Genomic DNA, 16,398 nt, shown 5'->3' with positions numbered 1-16,398 from the left:
ATTAAAGGGTGTTTAAAAAATGATTTTGAAAATCAGACCTGCTAATACCGCACTGATTGGAATCGTGATGAACCAAGTGACCACAATACGTCCGGCTACTCCCCATTTCACTGCAGAGAAACGTTTGGCAGAGCCAACCCCGAGGATCGCAGATGTGATCGCATGCGTTGAGCTTACTGGCAAATGCAGCAGCGTTGCTGAGAAAATAACAGATGCCGCGGAAATATCAGCCGCGAAACCGTTAATAGGTTCGATTTTGAAAATCTTCGTACCCATAGTCTTGATAATCTTCCAACCGCCAATGGAGGTACCGAGCGCCATAGCCGTAGCTGCAGCTATCTTAACCCACAAAGGGATAACATCCATAGTTTCTTGACGTCCTGAGGTAACGAGTGCAAAAGTAATGATCCCCATCGCTTTTTGCGCATCATTCGTACCATGTGTGAACGACTGTAACGCTGCCGTAAGGACCTGCATAGAGCGGAAGCCCTTGTTGACCGTATGTGGACTACGCTTAGCAAAGATCCACTTCAGGATGGTCATGATTATATAACCGATAACAAACGCAATGATTGGGGAGAAAATCAGTCCTTCGACAATTTCCACAAACCCGCCCCAATTGATGTGTGCTGAGCCTGCCCCCACGTATACTGCACCCGCTAAAGCGCCGATCAGTGCATGAGACGATGAGGATGGAATCCCGAGCCACCAAGTAATCAAATTCCAAATAATCGAAGCAATCAGCGTCGCTATTATGATATCCAACCCATTTTCAAGCAAGGTCGGGTCGGTGATACTTCCGCCGATTTTTTTGGCCACACCTGTAAACATCAAGGCCCCAACAAAGTTCATCAGTGCTGCCATAATAATTGCTGTTCGCGGTTTTAAGGCACGTGTTGAGACAGAGGTAGCAATTGCGTTGGCCGTATCATGGAATCCATTGATAAAGTCAAACGCAAGCGCGAGAAATATAACAATTCCAAGAATCCATATAGATGTTTCCATATTCTAGTACCCCTTATGAGTTGCGCATGATGATCGATTCCAACATGTTGGCTACATCTTCACATTTGTCTGTAGTGGTCTCGAGCCGCTCATACAGTTCCTTGCGTTTAATCAGCTCAATCGGGTCTTTTACAGTTTCGAACAGGACCTTAGTACAAATACGCAGCACTTCGTCCCCTTGATTCTCAAGGTCATTCAGACGGATTGTATATTCACGGATCGCCAACAATTTCTTCTGGGAGAGCAAATGAACCGCTTTTTGGATTTCATAAGCACACTGACGAAGGATTTCGGCGAATTGTACAATGTATTCATCCGGGTCAAGAAGGTTGTACATATAGAAACGTGAGGCGGATGCCTCCAGACCATCGATGACATCATCCATGCTTGTGATCAAGTCCATAATGTCGTCACGTTCAAGCGGCGTAATAAACGTCTTGTTCAATTCTTTGATAACGGTGTGAGTGTAAGTATCACATTGGGATTCGTATTTTTCATCTCTGCAGCGAAATTATCAACATTATTCCGGAGATCAGTGATATTCTGAGCAAAATAATCTGCAGCTTGGACAATAGTATCGGCCATATTTTCCAGCGTCTCAAAGAATATGTCCTTTTTTCTCAACTTCATTGTTTTAAACCCCTTTACATAAAATTACCGTGAATACAGAGCCATTCATATGTAAAAAGCATGAAAATGAATGACAACCCTTGTTATCTTATCATATCCGTACAAGGTATAGAAGCTATAGAAATGAACTTTTTTACACTCTATTAACACATACCCATTATTCCGAACACAAATCTGTATAACACTGGATATTCCGACTTTCTTATGTTGTACCATCCGCCCCGCCATATACCACATGACTGCTAAATGAAGGCGCATTAGGGACCACCAAAATATGGGTAATTCCTGGATACATCAGCTCTTCTTTTCCATCCCTCACAAAGCGGATCACATCCCCTGGTTCACGCGACCATCTGCCTTGGGTGACCTGTCCCCGCTGAAAAAGCAACGCTTCCCCGCCAAGCTCCACATCAATCTGAAGTCTTCCGACATCATCAAGCACTTTATGATCCGCTCCTATAACCATAACATTGGCCGCTTCCACCGGATTATCGTTATTTAGATCCAAATGAGGTTTGTCATTCACATAACGCTGATAGGTCTGACGTTTAGTATCATATTTATAGTCAACTTTATAACTTTTGAGCAGATAGTTTATGCTAAATTCAGCGGCTTTCTCTCCGTCCGCCGGTATGTAATCTGGATTATTAAAAAGATACCCGGGCACCTTCACACTTTGCGCAAACCCAAGCTTCTCGGCACCTTCCCGCAGTTTGGCTGCGTTGCTGTACAGGTTATGTGGTGCTTTTCGCGCTTTATCCCGCCAAAAATAAGCTCCGGCACGGCCGATCTCGTCCATATCTTCTTTTTTCTCTTTTTGCAAAATGGCATAAGCCGCCGGACTTCCTCCGGCATACCGTCACACCACCGTAGCTCTCGCCAATATCCAGCAGATAGGGGCGGATACTGCGAATCGGTCCGATTTTCACCACACCTGTATGGCTCTGAAAAATACCAATCAAACGCGTAATGCCACCTTCGGCAAGAATTTCATACAAAATATCTGCTTCACTAACCCCCGATTGCGGCCGGGCGGCAGGAGCATTATTTATCATTACGGCTAAGGGACGTGGGAGACTGTCTTCAGAAACCGGAAGACCTGTTAATCCGGATACGAGCTCAGCAGCGGAATCAATAGTAGGTGAGGGTTGAATCGTTTCGATAGGCGTGGGCTCTGCGGTAGGCTGCTGTGTCGGGGTGATCTCATTATTTACACTCTGTGTTCCGCAAGCGGAGAGCAATAGGGTGGTCAATACAATGGCAGATAACAGACGGGAAGAAGAGCAATTTACTTTCATAAGCTTGTAGTTCCTCCTAAACGTTTTATGAAACTCACTGATTCCTTCCATTTAATCACAGTCAGTCCCATTTGTCTTGATCACCTACTCCCTTTTTCATAGCAAGCATAAGGAAATTTTATAGCATGGAATAGATAAATTCTTATATTAAAAAAAGGGTACAGCCAATCGCGGCTGCACCCTACGGGTTTCTTATTCATTCAGTTAGTCTAGCTTCCAGCAATTCAGACTTAATGTCCCATACTGATACGCCTGAAATATCCGCTCTGCCTTCCTGCTGCCATCCGCTGTTCCCATCACGTAAAAGAGAGGTGCAAAATGCTCTCTTCCATAAGAAGGAACCGCATCGCGTACATGTGGAGCTTTTTTCTCATACGCAAAAAGTGAAGGCAAATCCCAGGCTTCTAGTCCCTTGGCAATCCAGGCATCGAATTCAAGTGCCCAATCCTCAGGCTGCTCACTTTCACTTAGCATCCGCAAATTGTGAACAAGTCCACCGCTTCCAATCAGCAGTATGCCTTCGTCACGAAGCGGCGCTAACATCCGCCCGATATTGTACTGCTCCTTGGGAGAGCGCAGGGAATCGACGGATAAAGCAACTACCGGAATGTCGGCGTTGGGGAACATTTTTTTCAGTATCACCCAGACTCCATGATCGAGTCCTCGCCCCAGAACGGGCTGATGTGATAGATTGTTATCCTTGAAGAGCTCAGAAATCCGTCTTGTTAGGGCCGGATCGCCCGGGGCCGGATAGGTCAGCGTGTAAACTTCTTCAGGGAATCCGTAGAAGTCATGCTGTGTCTCGTGCAGTTCATCAACGGTAAGTAGCTGTTCAGGGCTATCCCAATGCGCTGAGAAAACTACTATACCGCGTGGCGCTTCAAGTTCTTGACCAAGCCGCTCCAGAAAACGGGTATACTCGTTATCCTCCAGTGCGAGGAGCGGAGAACCGTGCGCAATAAAAAATGACGGTAATTTCATAGGATGCCAACCTCCATAACCCAGTATATGGTGTGCATCTTTATTTTACCGCTTATTGCAAGTTAATGCGAATAAAAACCTTCTCCTAAATCATCCAATTCTGCCACTCTGTCTGCAGATGCTCTTGTTCATTCATCCAATCTATAGTCCGCTTAAACAGCTGCTGCTGCGCCGGTCCAGAAGAAAAGGTGTGATCCCCTTGAAAAATGATCTCTTTATCGCAACGTCCTTCGGGACGTGTCCAGAACAGCTTCTGGTAAAGAAAAGCGTAATCCACCGGAATGACATCATCAGAGGTGCCATGAATGACGAGTACATCGCCGCTAAATTTGCTCGCTTCTTGGAAGGGCTGAAAAGCCGCCAAAGAATTAAAATATACCGGCGTAAACGAGTAGCCCACATAATCGGCTGATCCATTCTTCACAGCACGATCATAAGCCTCCCGCCCTACAATTTTCACAATATCATTGAAAGGATAACCCACAGAGGCCCATAACACGAGATTCTTCACGCGGCGATCGCGAATACTTGTCAGCAGCGCCACCGCGCCACCGAGGCTATGGCCAATCAGCGTCACCCGCTGTGGGTCCACATCAGCAGAGCTAATTCCGTAATCCAGCACTGCTCTAGTCTGAGCGATCATCGATTCCATGTCTTCACCGCCATAATTCCCGCTGCTCTCGCCGCAGCCCGCATAATCAAAACGAATAACCATATATCCCTCTTGTGCCAGCTCACGAGCCGCCTTCACAAAAATCCGGTCTACACCAATCCGATTCCCCACAAATCCGTGGCAGATCACGGCTAATGGCAGTCTATCCTTGCAACGCGAAGAGGTTCCCTTCTCTTTGTTCGGGTAATGTATGCTCGCCGTCAATTCTTCTCCGTTATGCCGGATTACAATATTCCGTTCCATTGCCGCATCCTCCTATAATTATATTTATAATTTAATTTATTTTAATTTATTAGAATTCCGATTAACTTAGTATGAATTATAATCTAATTATAAAGATTTCGTTCATATTGTCAACAGCAAGGGAACAATTCTTAATAAACGCACGGAGTATTGGGCATTAGAGTCTGCACGACAAACAGGGTGTTCTGCAAGATATGAACATGACTCTGGGGCGCACACGTCGAGTGGATTGGAACCTACCTCTTAAACCTCTAAACGCCAACCTTTGTTGGATTAGTTAATAATCGCGATTCAGTAGCTCCTTCGGACTCAGTGGCTCCATCGAACTCAGTAGCTTCATCGGACTCAGCGGCTCCTTCGGACTCAGCAGCTCCTTCGGACTCAGAAGACCCTATTCGCAGATTTAGCACACCTTTTGAATTCTATCGGACCCCATAGTCGCTATCACCCTGAAAAACAGCAAATACGAGCTTCTTTTCGAGCAATAGCGTCACTGGGGTCCGAAACTGTGCTGAAAAGGCGATAATTTGGCTAATAACGTCATCTGAGTCCGAAAGATGATGAATCTAAGACAATCGGGGGCTCTGGGAGCTCTGGGATTCCCGGGTTCCGGGGGTGCTTGGGTTTGGCTTTGGCTTTGGGTATGAGAACCCCACCAAAAACAAAGAGCAGCGATCCCCAGATCGGAGGATAGCTGCTCTGTTGTTTTTTCGAGATGAATGACCAGGGTTGTTAATCAATCGTAGCTGTCGTTAAACATCTCATGGGTTTCATGGCTGCCTTCCCAATCCTTAAGCAAGCCCTCGGGGGTATCTTCCGCGGAAATCCCGCTGCTGAATCCATCGGATTCAGCAGCTCTATAGGACTCAGAAAACCCTATTCGCAGATTTAGCACACTTTTTGAATTCTATCGGACCCCATAGTCGCTATCACCCTGTAAAACAGCAAATACGAGCTTCTTTTCGAGCAATAGCGTCACTGGAGTCCGAAACTGTGCTGAAAAGGCGATAATTTGGCTAATAACGTCATCTGAGTCCGAAAGATGGTGGATGCTACGACAACCGGGGGTCTGGGGGGCTTGAGGTTTGGGTTTGGGTTTGGGTTTGGGTTTGGGTTTGGGTTTGGGTTTGGGTTTGGGTTTGGGTTTGGGTTTGGGTTTGGGTCTGAACCCCACCAAAAAACAAAGAGCAGCGATCCCCAGATCGGAGGATAGCTGCTCTGTTGTTTTTTCGAGATGAATGGCCAGGGTTGTTAATCAATCGTAGCTGTCGTTAAACATCTCATGGGTTTCATGGCTGCCTTCCCAATCCTTAAGCAAGCCCTCGGGAGCATCTTCTGCGGAATCCCACATGCTGAATCCATCGGAGCCGCCCCAATCCCCCATTGAATTATTGGGCGTAGGCTCGAAACCGTTGCCCATGGATCTTCCCTGTTCTTTCTTGTTCTCATGTTCCATAAAGCTCCCAACCTTTCCCAATGCTATATTGATCAAGCAACAACATTATCAGTGTTCACTCTTCTAAAAGGATTATGCATATCGCCATAGAAATGGTTGTCCTTGCGTAGACCTGTCATGCAAACGTATACTCTAGGTTAAAGACTATACCGATTAACAACACTGGAGGTTTACATCCAAATTATGAAAGTGAAAGATATGATTAAGGAAAATAACGCCCTGCGTGAGCAGTTGACGCCCTTCAATCGCTCCTATTTAGAAGATATGATCCTTGCAATGCGGGCCAGTCGAATTGACACCCTGCGCGGAGAAGAACTTTTGCTGGATGCGGCCAAGCTGCTGTTGAAGGAACAACGTAAAGGGAAAAATGCCAAGCAAGTATTCGGCGAGAATCCGCACGATTATTTTAAAGAAATCATAGACAGTGTTCCCGGGCGCCCGGTGCGCAGTAAATGGAACTATTACTTGATGATTCCCTGCGCAGCTCTGACCTGTCTTTTTGGGATATTAGCAATCGGTGGACTCTTCTTCCAATGGACTGACGATTCACCTGGAATGTTCGGACAGATCAGCCTTTTCACCCTGCTCGCTGTGGGAGTAGGCTCCATTATCTTAATTGAACTGATTATGAAATGGATGTCTTCCTTGTCGGAAAGCGATGCACCAAGTGCCAAGCCTTTTGATATAAAAAGCCTTGGAATCTATATTGGCATCGCAGTAGCTGCTGTATTTATCGGCATGTTCCTCGATCGGTTATTTCCGGTCATTACAATATCCCCGTGGGTAAGCTTAATTCTGTGCATCATTGGGGGGTTGGGACTTAAGTTTATATTTTTTAAAAAATAAATATCTAGGCTGAAAACTTTATTCCATCCGATAGATAGGGGGAAACTTCCATGATTAAGAAACATTATATTCTCTACTCCGTTCTAGCTATAGCCTTAGGGCTAGGCATAGTACCCAGTGCTATTCACGCCGAAGGTGCTACCAGCCCTCCTGGGGAAGGCACTAAGGCAATTCCTCAAGCAGCTAGCAATAATCATGCAGAGGCTGTCTATAAAGCTGCATTACCGCTGTTATCTACCTCTGACAAGTTACCCGAAGCCATAAAATATTTGAACTCCAATATGTATGCGGTAGGGTCATATCGTGCAACAATGATGACCCTGAAGCTTGAGAATCTGCATAAAGCTGCGCTGCAAGCCTGGGAAAGTAAATTCAGTACCAGCACTGTCCAGCGGAAGCTCACCGCCATTTATAAAGCAGGCGCCAGCATGTCGTCTCTTGCCGCTATTACTGATGATCTCCAGCTGCGTACACTGCTTAAAAGTGCCAGCGAAAGCGGATATAAGCTGGAGACAGCAGAGGGTACTTTTTTCCCGGTGATCGATTATGGGGCTTACCGCAAGTACAAGCTATACGTTACCAATGATATCAGCGCTTATATTACCATTATGGCCACCGAATCGGACCTGCCCTCTTCCAAGGACAACGGGCTAGTTATCGCCTGGACTGAGGTTGCAGCCAGAGCTTTATCTCAAGAGCAATTCATTCAAAATCATCCAAAGTCAAACCGAATTTCTGCTGTAAAAGCCTTGTACACTATGTATGTGAATAATACGTTTTACGGCCAGAATAACACTCCTCTCTTCCATTATGACAATCTGGAAATGGATTTGGAGGCGCAAAAGGCTTACTCCAGTATTCTGACCAAAAATAATGACAGCAGCCCATTTCTACAAAAGCTGGATAGCTTCATGAAATTAATGAAAGACAATAGCTACAAATTGACCGATGAGGTCGAGCAATATCGTAAGACTTCGTTACCTCTCTAATAAAGAAATCACAAAAGCCCGTCCCTGAAATGAATAGGGACGGGCTTGTTTATGTTCATTAACGTGATTATGAAGTGGATGCGAATTAAATAAGGATGTTAAAGAGATTAGAATCCTTATTGATCTCTACATAATCGACGCCCTTCTGCTGCATCCGTTCGATGAGAGGTTCGTAGGCATCCGTTGACAATAATTCAATGCCCACAAGCGCGGGACCATTTTCTTTATCATGCTTCTTGATATACTCGAAACGGGTAATATCATCGTGAGGTCCAAGGATTTCTCCCAAGAACTCACGCAGCGCACCTGCCCGTTGCGGGAAGTTCACCATGAAATAGTGTTTTAAGCCTTCATAAATCAATGAACGCTCTTTGATCTCCTGCATCCGGTCAATATCGTTGTTGCCGCCGCTTATGATACAGACAACTGTTTTGCCGCGGATTTGATCACGATATTGATCAAGCGCTGCGATAGGCAGCGAACCTGCTGGCTCAACCACTATGGCATTCTCGTTATATAGTTCCAGAATCGTGGTACAAGCTTTACCTTCAGGCACCATTACGATGTCATCCAGATGACGGGAGCAAATATCATATGTCAGGCCACCAACACGTTTTACAGCCGCTCCGTCCACGAACTTATTAATTTCCTTCAGAGTAACCACTTCTCCAAGCTTGATCGCTTCCGTCATAGAAGCGGCTCCGAGTGGCTCCACACCAATCAACTTGGTAGAAGGACTAACTGTCTTCACATAGGTGGCTATGCCCGCTGCCAGGCCGCCTCCACCAATGGTTACGAACATAAAGTCTGCAGGGTTGTCCAGACTCTCCATCACTTCCATTGCAATGGTGCCGTTGCCCGCAATGATTCGTGGCTCATCAAAGGGATGGATCAGCGTCATCCCATGATCTATACAAGCTTGCAGTGCTTCATCATAAGCGTCATCAAAGGTATCGCCCTTCAGAATGACCTCAACAAACTCACCACCGAACCGCCGTACCTGCTTAACCTTCTGGTTAGGCGTAGTGCTTGGCATATAGACCTTGCCTTTAATTCCAAGCGCCTTACAGGAATAGGCTACGCCTTGTGCATGGTTGCCCGCACTTGCACAGACAATGCCTTTTGCTCTATCTTCTGCTGACAAACTACGAATCATATTATAAGCTCCGCGGATTTTGAAAGAACGTACAATCTGCAAATCCTCGCGCTTCAAATACACATCACAATCATACTTGGCTGACAGCACAGCATCACGTTGTAGAGGTGTCCGGATTATGACTTCACGCAGTACGTGATGAGCCCGCACAATATCTTCCATTCCTACGATTCGGTCTTCCTCTTCTCTCATAACCCTCTCGCCTCACTATCTATCTGTTATTCTACTTCTTGTAACATACTCTCCCGAGGACATTTTTTCAAGCATCCTAATCAGTGATAAAGAAAAAGAGACTAAAGGAACCCTATAGTCTCTTACTAATATTTGCTATCCCTACGCTATGAAACCTACTAGTCCTGTTGCTTCAGCATCCACTTCACCAGGTCTGGTAAGCTTGTCCACAAACGTGAATGTACAATAACATATTCGATAGCCTCGTTAGCGTCACCCACGCCTACAAAATCAGGCAGGTTATGCGGCAATCTTTTGATACCTAACAGATAATCCGGCACATGCTTGTTCACATTCTTCGCCACGCGGTAGAGCATTTTGAGCTGGGAAGTAATCCCGTTCTTCTTATATTCTAAAACCATACGGTCATATGCTACTGTTGCTGCTGCATCCTTGCCGAACTTCTCCAGTACCTTCTCGGTCTTCTTAAGCTTATTGGTGTAAAGGTACGTTGCCGTTAGAAGGTAACGCGCACCTGTGTTATCTTCTGGGTTCAATTCTAGAATGTGCTCCAACGTCTTTTGTGCTTCTTCTGCATTTCCGCTAAACCAGCAGGAGTCAGCGTAGCTTTTGCAGATTCGAATGTACGAACGTGTCTCGTAAAGACCCCAGAAATGTCCTTTGTTCTCAGTGAAAAAAGCTTCTCCAAGCTCACGCGCACCCGCTTCCATCCCTGCTTTCAGATAAGCACGGGCATCTGCTTCATTCTCGGCTTCCTCAGCCAAAATGAGATAGGCGTCCGGACTGTCCGGATAAACTTCCAATGCCGCTTCTGCTAGCTGGATCCGACGATTGGATGCTTTAGTTTCCATTGCTTTTTGCAGCAAAGCCTGTTCCTGATCCTTCGGAGTGCCTGAAACGTTGAGCAAAAGTAATTCTTCCTCTGCCCCGCCCATGCCATACTGTTCGATATAATTAAGCATCTCTTTAACTTTTCTGGAGATGGTAGGTGCAGTAACCTCATGTTTGATCGCTAGATCAGCTTGAGTTTGAAGGAAACCATATTCCTCAGACAAGATAAATTCGATAGCCGCGCAGAAGGAGCCCATTTTCTTCACTGCAGGCTTGATGTGACGGGAATAACCATTCCATAGAACCAGACCTTCCCAGATTAGCTCCCGGTCATAGCTGTCTCTCATGGTCTCAATAAGGTGCATAGCCAATTGTTCATGTGCTGGATGCTCCCATTTCAGATCACGTGACACCTTTTTTTTGAGCGTAGTTAGGGTAAGTTTAGCTTCAGAAATGGCTGCCGCTTCTGGTTTGTCGGCCACAGCCACAGTAGCAGCGGATTCTTCCGTTGTTACCAGTCGCATGATGGATTCCACAGCAGAAGTTTCTTTCCCTAGGCAGCATTTCTTATATTTTTTCCCGCTTCCGCAAGGACACATATCATTTCTTCCAATCTTACTCAAAACGAATTCCCCCTTAAATCTGTGAGTAGCCATTCGCCATAAGCGTATCGCTAGTATGCACTATAAGTATCAACATTTTCAGGCACGAGGCATCCTTTATAAGGTTACTGCACAAAGTCTGAAGGACTCCGATTTAAAAGGGCCTTCCCATGATCGGAAAGGCCCTTATCTGTATATATCCGCACATTTTCCCCCGTACGTGTAGTATTATAGCACTTCTTCTATCACTTGTCAGTCCTTTTTTAGGACTTAAAGCGCAAAAAATTGCTAGATACAGTGCTTTATCCTTATACCAGAGCCTTCATAGCGATGTCGCTGCGATTCTGTTTCCCGGAAAAAGAGATTCCTTCAGCCCTAGCATAGGCCGCTGAACGAGCTTCGGCAATCGTAGCACCCAGGCCTACCACGCCTAAGACCCGTCCGCCGTTCGTTACCCAGCTGCCATCTGCCCCCCGTGCTGTACCGGCATGAAAGATCAGCCCTCCTTGGCTGTCCTCAAGCCCTTCAATCGGCACTCCTTTAGGATAATAGCCTGGATATCCTCCAGAAGCGAGAACCACGCACACCGCTGCTTCGTCGCTCCACTCAATATCGATATCCGCAAGTCTGCCCTCGGTTACTGCCAAAAAGATTTCTAACAAGTCGCTCTTCAATCTAGGCAGCACGACCTGTGTCTCCGGATCCCCAAACCGGGCATTAAATTCGATGGTCTTTGGTTTACCTTCTGGAGAAATCATCAGCCCTGCGAACAAAACGCCGCTAAACGAACGGCCTTCAGCTACCATAGCCTTTGCTGTTGGCTTAATGATGGTCTCAATCGCTTCTTGGATAATCGCCTCGTCGATATGCGGCAGAGGCGAATAGGTGCCCATTCCACCGGTATTAGGACCTTTATCTCCATCGTAAGCGGGCTTATGATCTTGAGCGGCAGCCATCGGACGCACTGTCTCTCCATCAACAAAAGCCAAAATCGACATTTCCTGACCCGCCAGGAACTCTTCAATGACAACCTGAGCGCCAGCTTCACCAAACACTTTGGTTACCATAATATCAGCTAGTGCCTGCTCGGCCTCTTCCCGTGAATAGGCAACGGTCACGCCTTTTCCTGCGGCAAGCCCATCTGCCTTGATTACGATCGGCAGCGGTTGCTCGCGTAAGTAAGCCAATGCAGCTTCATAGTCATCAAATTTTTCATAGGCTGCTGTCGGAATATTATATTTGTGCAAAAGATCCTTCATAAAGGTTTTGCTGCCTTCGATCTCAGCTGCATTCTTGCGCGGACCAAACACAGGAATAGCCTGTGCTTCAAAAGCATCCACAATGCCCCCTGCTAACGGATCATCCGGTCCGATTACGACAAGGCCAACTTCCTTCTCTTTTGCAAAAGCCGTCAGACGGTCGAACTCAAACACACCGATAGGCACACATTCTGCTAGCTGCGCGATCCCGGCGTTGCCGGGTGCGCAATAGATTTTACCAACCTTGGGGCTTTGGGACAGGCTCCAAATAATCGCATGCTCCCGGCCGCCGCCGCCAACCACTAAAATATCCATTAGAATAAAATCCTCCCAGCGTTCTAGTGTTTGAAATGACGGACGCCTGTGAAGACCATAGCAATTCCATACTCATTCGCGACCTTGATCGATTCTTCGTCTTTAATGGAGCCGCCTGGCTGAATAACTGCGGTAATGCCTGCTTTGGCTGCCATTTCAAGCGTATCTCCCATTGGGAAGAAGGCGTCAGAGGCAAGGACTGATCCTTTGGACTTCTCGCCAGCTTGTTCAATTGCAATTTTAGCTGCGCCAACGCGGTTCATTTGTCCTGCACCTACGCCAACTGTCATATCATCCGCAGCTAATACAATCGCATTAGACTTCACATGCTTAACTACCTTCCAGCCGAACAACAGCTGTTTCAATTCTTCTTCGGTTGGCTTACGGTCCGTAACAACTTGCAGATCATCCGGGTTCACAGAATGCACATCGCTCTCCTGCACAACCATTCCTCCATCAATAGAGGTAACTACGAAGCTGCTCTTACGCGCGCTAGCCGTGCTGAGATTGCCGATTTTGAGCAGACGCAGGTTCTTTTTCTTCGTAAGGATTTCCAGTGCTTCTTCCGTAAAGCCTGGCGCCAATACGATTTCGAGGAAAATCTCTTTCAGCAGATTAGCAGTGTCCGCGTCGATAATCCGGTTAGCGGCTACTATTCCGCCAAAGATAGAGGTTGGGTCTGCGTTGTAAGCTTTTTGATAAGCTTCGTATACACTTTCACCGACACCTACACCACAAGGATTCATATGTTTAATGGCTACGACAGCAGGTTCTTCAAATTCTTTCACGATTTGCAGCGCTGCGTTAGCATCGTTGATATTGTTGTAGGATAATTCTTTGCCATGCAATTGCTCAGCTGCTGTAAGAGTATCCCCCGCAGCCAAAGGCTTGCGATAGAATGCCGCTTTTTGATGTGGATTCTCGCCATAGCGCAGATCCTGAATTTTCTCATAAGTCACGGTGTAGCGCTCAGGAAGCGGTTCGCCAGTAACATTAGCCAAATAATCGGAAATTAAGGCATCGTAAGCCGCCGTATGACGGAACACTTTTGCCGCAAGACGTTTGCGTGTTTCCAGCGTTGTATCTCCACCTGCGCGAACCTCTTCAAGCACTGTAGCATAGTCGTTAGCATCTACCACTACACTTACAAAAGCATGGTTCTTCGCCGCAGAACGCAGCATCGTCGGTCCGCCGATATCGATATTCTCGATGGCTTCTTCATACGATACATCCGGTTTAGCAATGGTTTCCGCGAACGGATACAGATTTACTACTACCAGATCAATGTAGTCCAGACCAAGCTCTTTCATTTGACGCGTGTGTTCCTCATTGTCACGAACCGCTAGCAATCCGCTGTGTACAGCCGGGTGCAAGGTTTTGACACGTCCATCCATGATTTCCGGGAATCCTGTAACATCGGAAATACCGATGACTGGAACACCTTCCTTAGCCAAAAGCGTGCTTGTTCCACCTGTGGAAATAATCTCTACGCCTAATGCAGACAACTCGCGGCAAAAATCCACGATACCTTGTTTATCCGATACGCTAACTAGCGCTCTTTTGATACTCACTTTGAATAGTCCTCCTTCGGGTTGTACGTGCGATTTAATGTGATGACATCTAAAAGCTTGGGAAATTACTATAAGAAAGAATCTGACTCTATTACCTACTACACGACACATAATGCCGCTTATGCAATATTTCCCGAGAAATACCCTGAAATCTCTCCGCCTGTCACCAAATGTCGATCCAAAACTTCGAATGGCTACAGTGTGGCTTACTTTTCGCGGATAATCGTCTTTCTTCCACTCAGTTCCACTTTCCCGCTGGCGAAAGCGCCAACCACTTCAGGATACAACTCATACTCAACCTTATGAATCCGTTCCGCCAATGAATCCGCCGTGTCGTTATCCAACACAACTACGCTACGCTGAGCAATAACTGGCCCGGTATCCATACCTCCATCGACAAAATGCACAGTGACTCCCGTCAGCTTCACGCCATAATCCAGCGCTTGTCCGATCGCATCCTTTCCAGCAAAAGCAGGCAGCAGCGATGGGTGAATGTTAATAATCCGACCCGCATACGGCGTTAAAAGCACTGGTGTAATGAGGCGCATATACCCTGCCAGCACAACCAGCCCGATTTCCCGCCGCTGAAGCTCTGCGACAATCTCTGCTTCGTAGAGCTCACGGCTGGCGAAGTCTTTTGGCCGCAGCAGGAGGGTGGGAATTCCCGCATCCTCCGCACGTTGTGCTACAGGCGCTTCCGGCTTGTCAGAGACAAGCAATTCAATCCTGCCGTCTCCAAGCAAGCCTGCTCTCTGTGCCTCGATCAGTGCTGCAAAATTGCTGCCCTGCCCCGAAGCAAAAACAGCGATTCGACTTGATTGCATCACACTTCAGCTCCAGTAAAGGTTACTTTGCGTTCCCCTTCTGTTACTTTACCAATGATATACGCCTCTTCTCCGCTAGCTTTAAGCAGTTCAAGAGCGCGTTCTCCATCAGCAGCGCTAACTACCAGAACAAGACCAATTCCCATATTAAAAGTAGTGAACATATCACGGTTGCTCACGTTTCCTTTGTCCTGCATCAATCCGAAGATTGGCAGAATCGGCCATGATCCGTAATTGATCTCCACGTCTACATTATCAGGCAATACGCGTGGGATATTCTCGATGAATCCGCCACCCGTAATGTGAGCCATACCTTTTACCGGAAGCTGCTCCAGCAGTGCCAGCAAAGGCTTCACATAAATCTTAGTTGGTGCAAGGAGTACATCCGCCAGCGGAGCGCCAAGCTCAGGAAGCACGTCTTTCAGACCATAACCCTCTTGCTCAAGCAAAAGCTTACGCACCAGCGAGAAACCATTGCTGTGCACACCACTGGAAGCCAGACCAATCACTGTGTCTCCAGCAGCGATGTTAGCGCCTGTTACCAGCTTCGCTTTGTCAGCTACGCCCACTGTGAATCCAGCGATATCATATTCACCTGCTGAATACATACCCGGCATCTCAGCCGTTTCGCCGCCAATCAGTGCACAACCCGCTTGGTGACAGCCTTCAGCGATTCCAGCTACGATAGCTTCGATTTTCTCCGGCACCACTTTGTCGCAAGCCAGATAGTCGAGGAAAAAGAGTGGCTCTGCACCTTGCACTACAATGTCGTTCACGCACATAGCTACAGCGTCGATGCCAATCGTGTCATGGCGATCCGCCGCGAATGCGATTTTGAGCTTTGTGCCTACACCATCAGTTCCCGATACAAGCACTGGCTCTTCATATTTATCTTTATTGAGGCCAAACAGTGCTCCGAACCCACCAAGATCCGTCATTACTTCTGGACGGTAAGTACGTTTTACGTGCTTTTTCATGCGTTCTACCGCTTCATTACCAGCCGCAATATCCACTCCGGCGTTTTTATAAGCTTCCGACACTATTGGACACCTCATCTTTTAATAGTTTAGAGCGCGTTTGGGCGCATTCGGCTTTTGGGTGGTTGTAGGGGAGTTACTGCGAGGAATGTTTGGACTTCCGATCGCTGTTATGCTCGAATTCCTTTGAATTTTTTACCGCTGAGCGGTAGAAATTCGAGCATAAAGGCGAACGCTAACGCTTCTACAGTTCCAAACTTCCTCTCCATAACTCCCTCCAACCACCGGTTTGTCCCTACTGCAAGCCGCAGTGCGCGCCTTGCATACGGACCTCAAGACCTCGGTGCATGAGCTGCGCCATGCAACCTCTTCTAGCGAAACAAGCGAGTAGCGCATTTGCGTAGCAAACAGGGACGAGCTTGGGGAGCTGCTCTTGGCGCTTAGGGTGCAACCGAGCGCCACCTTAGCGAGACAAGCGGCCCTCGTATTTGCGAAGCAAACAGAGGGAAGCTTGGCGAGCCAGTCCCGGCGGCGGATGCAGCCGGGGGGC

General features: G+C 47.1%; 15 protein-coding genes and 2 pseudogenes. 2 read left to right on the top strand and 15 right to left on the bottom strand.

What is annotated here, in order from left to right:
* Positions 1-12: 12 nt before the first annotated feature.
* The 9 genes and pseudogenes from NSS82_RS03675 to NSS82_RS03635 form a co-directional block, all read right to left on the bottom strand.
* Positions 13-1,005: an inorganic phosphate transporter gene (locus tag NSS82_RS03675; RefSeq protein ID WP_036686873.1), complete on the bottom strand. Its 993-nt coding sequence runs from the start codon at positions 1,003-1,005 to the stop codon at positions 13-15.
* A gap of 13 nt (positions 1,006-1,018) precedes the next feature.
* Positions 1,019-1,635: pseudogene (locus NSS82_RS03670) on the bottom strand (DUF47 domain-containing protein).
* A 202-nt stretch (positions 1,636-1,837) separates the two neighbouring features.
* The gene (locus NSS82_RS03665) at positions 1,838-2,302 is read right to left on the bottom strand and encodes a DUF3048 C-terminal domain-containing protein (RefSeq protein WP_341109912.1); all 465 of its coding nucleotides are present in this window, start codon (positions 2,300-2,302) and stop codon (positions 1,838-1,840) included.
* Positions 2,303-2,377: 75 nt separating this feature from the next.
* Positions 2,378-2,690: pseudogene (locus NSS82_RS03660) on the bottom strand (DUF3048 N-terminal domain-containing protein); the annotation flags it as partial.
* Between the two features lie 447 nt (positions 2,691-3,137).
* Positions 3,138-3,914 carry a DODA-type extradiol aromatic ring-opening family dioxygenase gene (locus NSS82_RS03655; protein ID WP_076273908.1) on the bottom strand — a complete coding sequence of 259 codons (777 nt, stop codon included), beginning with the start codon at positions 3,912-3,914 and terminating at the stop codon, positions 3,138-3,140.
* An 85-nt stretch (positions 3,915-3,999) separates the two neighbouring features.
* On the bottom strand, positions 4,000-4,830 hold the full coding sequence (locus NSS82_RS03650; RefSeq protein WP_341109700.1) for an alpha/beta hydrolase family protein: 831 nt from the start codon (positions 4,828-4,830) through the stop codon (positions 4,000-4,002).
* A gap of 251 nt (positions 4,831-5,081) precedes the next feature.
* Positions 5,082-5,240 carry a hypothetical protein gene (locus NSS82_RS03645; RefSeq protein WP_218641967.1) on the bottom strand — a complete coding sequence of 53 codons (159 nt, stop codon included), beginning with the start codon at positions 5,238-5,240 and terminating at the stop codon, positions 5,082-5,084.
* A gap of 326 nt (positions 5,241-5,566) precedes the next feature.
* Entirely contained in the window at positions 5,567-5,725 is a 159-nt protein-coding gene (locus tag NSS82_RS03640; protein ID WP_178944331.1) for a hypothetical protein, read from the bottom strand.
* 360 nt (positions 5,726-6,085) lie between these two features.
* Entirely contained in the window at positions 6,086-6,286 is a 201-nt protein-coding gene (locus NSS82_RS03635) for a hypothetical protein (protein WP_036680885.1), read from the bottom strand.
* Positions 6,287-6,469: 183 nt separating this feature from the next.
* On the opposite strand from NSS82_RS03635, the gene NSS82_RS03630 reads away from it, so the two are divergent.
* Positions 6,470-7,132, top strand: a complete 663-nt coding sequence (locus NSS82_RS03630; protein WP_036680887.1) for a DUF1129 family protein — start codon at positions 6,470-6,472, stop codon at positions 7,130-7,132.
* Positions 7,133-7,182: 50 nt separating this feature from the next.
* Entirely contained in the window at positions 7,183-8,121 is a 939-nt protein-coding gene (locus NSS82_RS03625; protein ID WP_081386717.1) for a hypothetical protein, read from the top strand.
* A gap of 85 nt (positions 8,122-8,206) precedes the next feature.
* Here the strand turns inward: NSS82_RS03625 and ilvA are convergent, their stop codons facing one another.
* The 6 genes from ilvA to purM all read right to left on the bottom strand — a co-directional run bounded on the left by ilvA (position 8,207) and on the right by purM (position 15,911).
* Positions 8,207-9,469 carry a threonine ammonia-lyase IlvA gene (gene ilvA, locus NSS82_RS03620; protein ID WP_076104158.1) on the bottom strand — a complete coding sequence of 421 codons (1,263 nt, stop codon included), beginning with the start codon at positions 9,467-9,469 and terminating at the stop codon, positions 8,207-8,209.
* Positions 9,470-9,627: 158 nt separating this feature from the next.
* Positions 9,628-10,923 carry an SEC-C metal-binding domain-containing protein gene (locus tag NSS82_RS03615; RefSeq protein ID WP_076273582.1) on the bottom strand — a complete coding sequence of 432 codons (1,296 nt, stop codon included), beginning with the start codon at positions 10,921-10,923 and terminating at the stop codon, positions 9,628-9,630.
* Between the two features lie 287 nt (positions 10,924-11,210).
* Positions 11,211-12,476, bottom strand: coding sequence for a phosphoribosylamine--glycine ligase (gene purD, locus NSS82_RS03610; protein WP_076273583.1), 1,266 nt, complete (start codon positions 12,474-12,476; stop codon positions 11,211-11,213).
* Positions 12,477-12,499: 23 nt separating this feature from the next.
* Positions 12,500-14,047, bottom strand: a complete 1,548-nt coding sequence (purH, locus tag NSS82_RS03605) for a bifunctional phosphoribosylaminoimidazolecarboxamide formyltransferase/IMP cyclohydrolase (protein ID WP_036680898.1) — start codon at positions 14,045-14,047, stop codon at positions 12,500-12,502.
* A gap of 206 nt (positions 14,048-14,253) precedes the next feature.
* Positions 14,254-14,871 (bottom strand): phosphoribosylglycinamide formyltransferase, encoded by a 618-nt coding sequence (gene purN, locus NSS82_RS03600; RefSeq protein ID WP_076273584.1) that lies wholly within the window; start codon positions 14,869-14,871, stop codon positions 14,254-14,256.
* On the bottom strand, positions 14,871-15,911 hold the full coding sequence (gene purM, locus NSS82_RS03595; protein WP_076273585.1) for a phosphoribosylformylglycinamidine cyclo-ligase: 1,041 nt from the start codon (positions 15,909-15,911) through the stop codon (positions 14,871-14,873). The genes purN and purM overlap by 1 nt, the downstream gene beginning before the upstream one ends.
* Positions 15,912-16,398 lie beyond the last annotated feature (487 nt).

The sequence above is a fragment of the Paenibacillus sp. FSL H7-0735 genome (assembly GCF_038008505.1).
Classification (GTDB): domain Bacteria; phylum Bacillota; class Bacilli; order Paenibacillales; family Paenibacillaceae; genus Paenibacillus_AQ; species Paenibacillus_AQ odorifer.
This window is presented reverse-complemented; position numbering and strand designations above follow the sequence as displayed.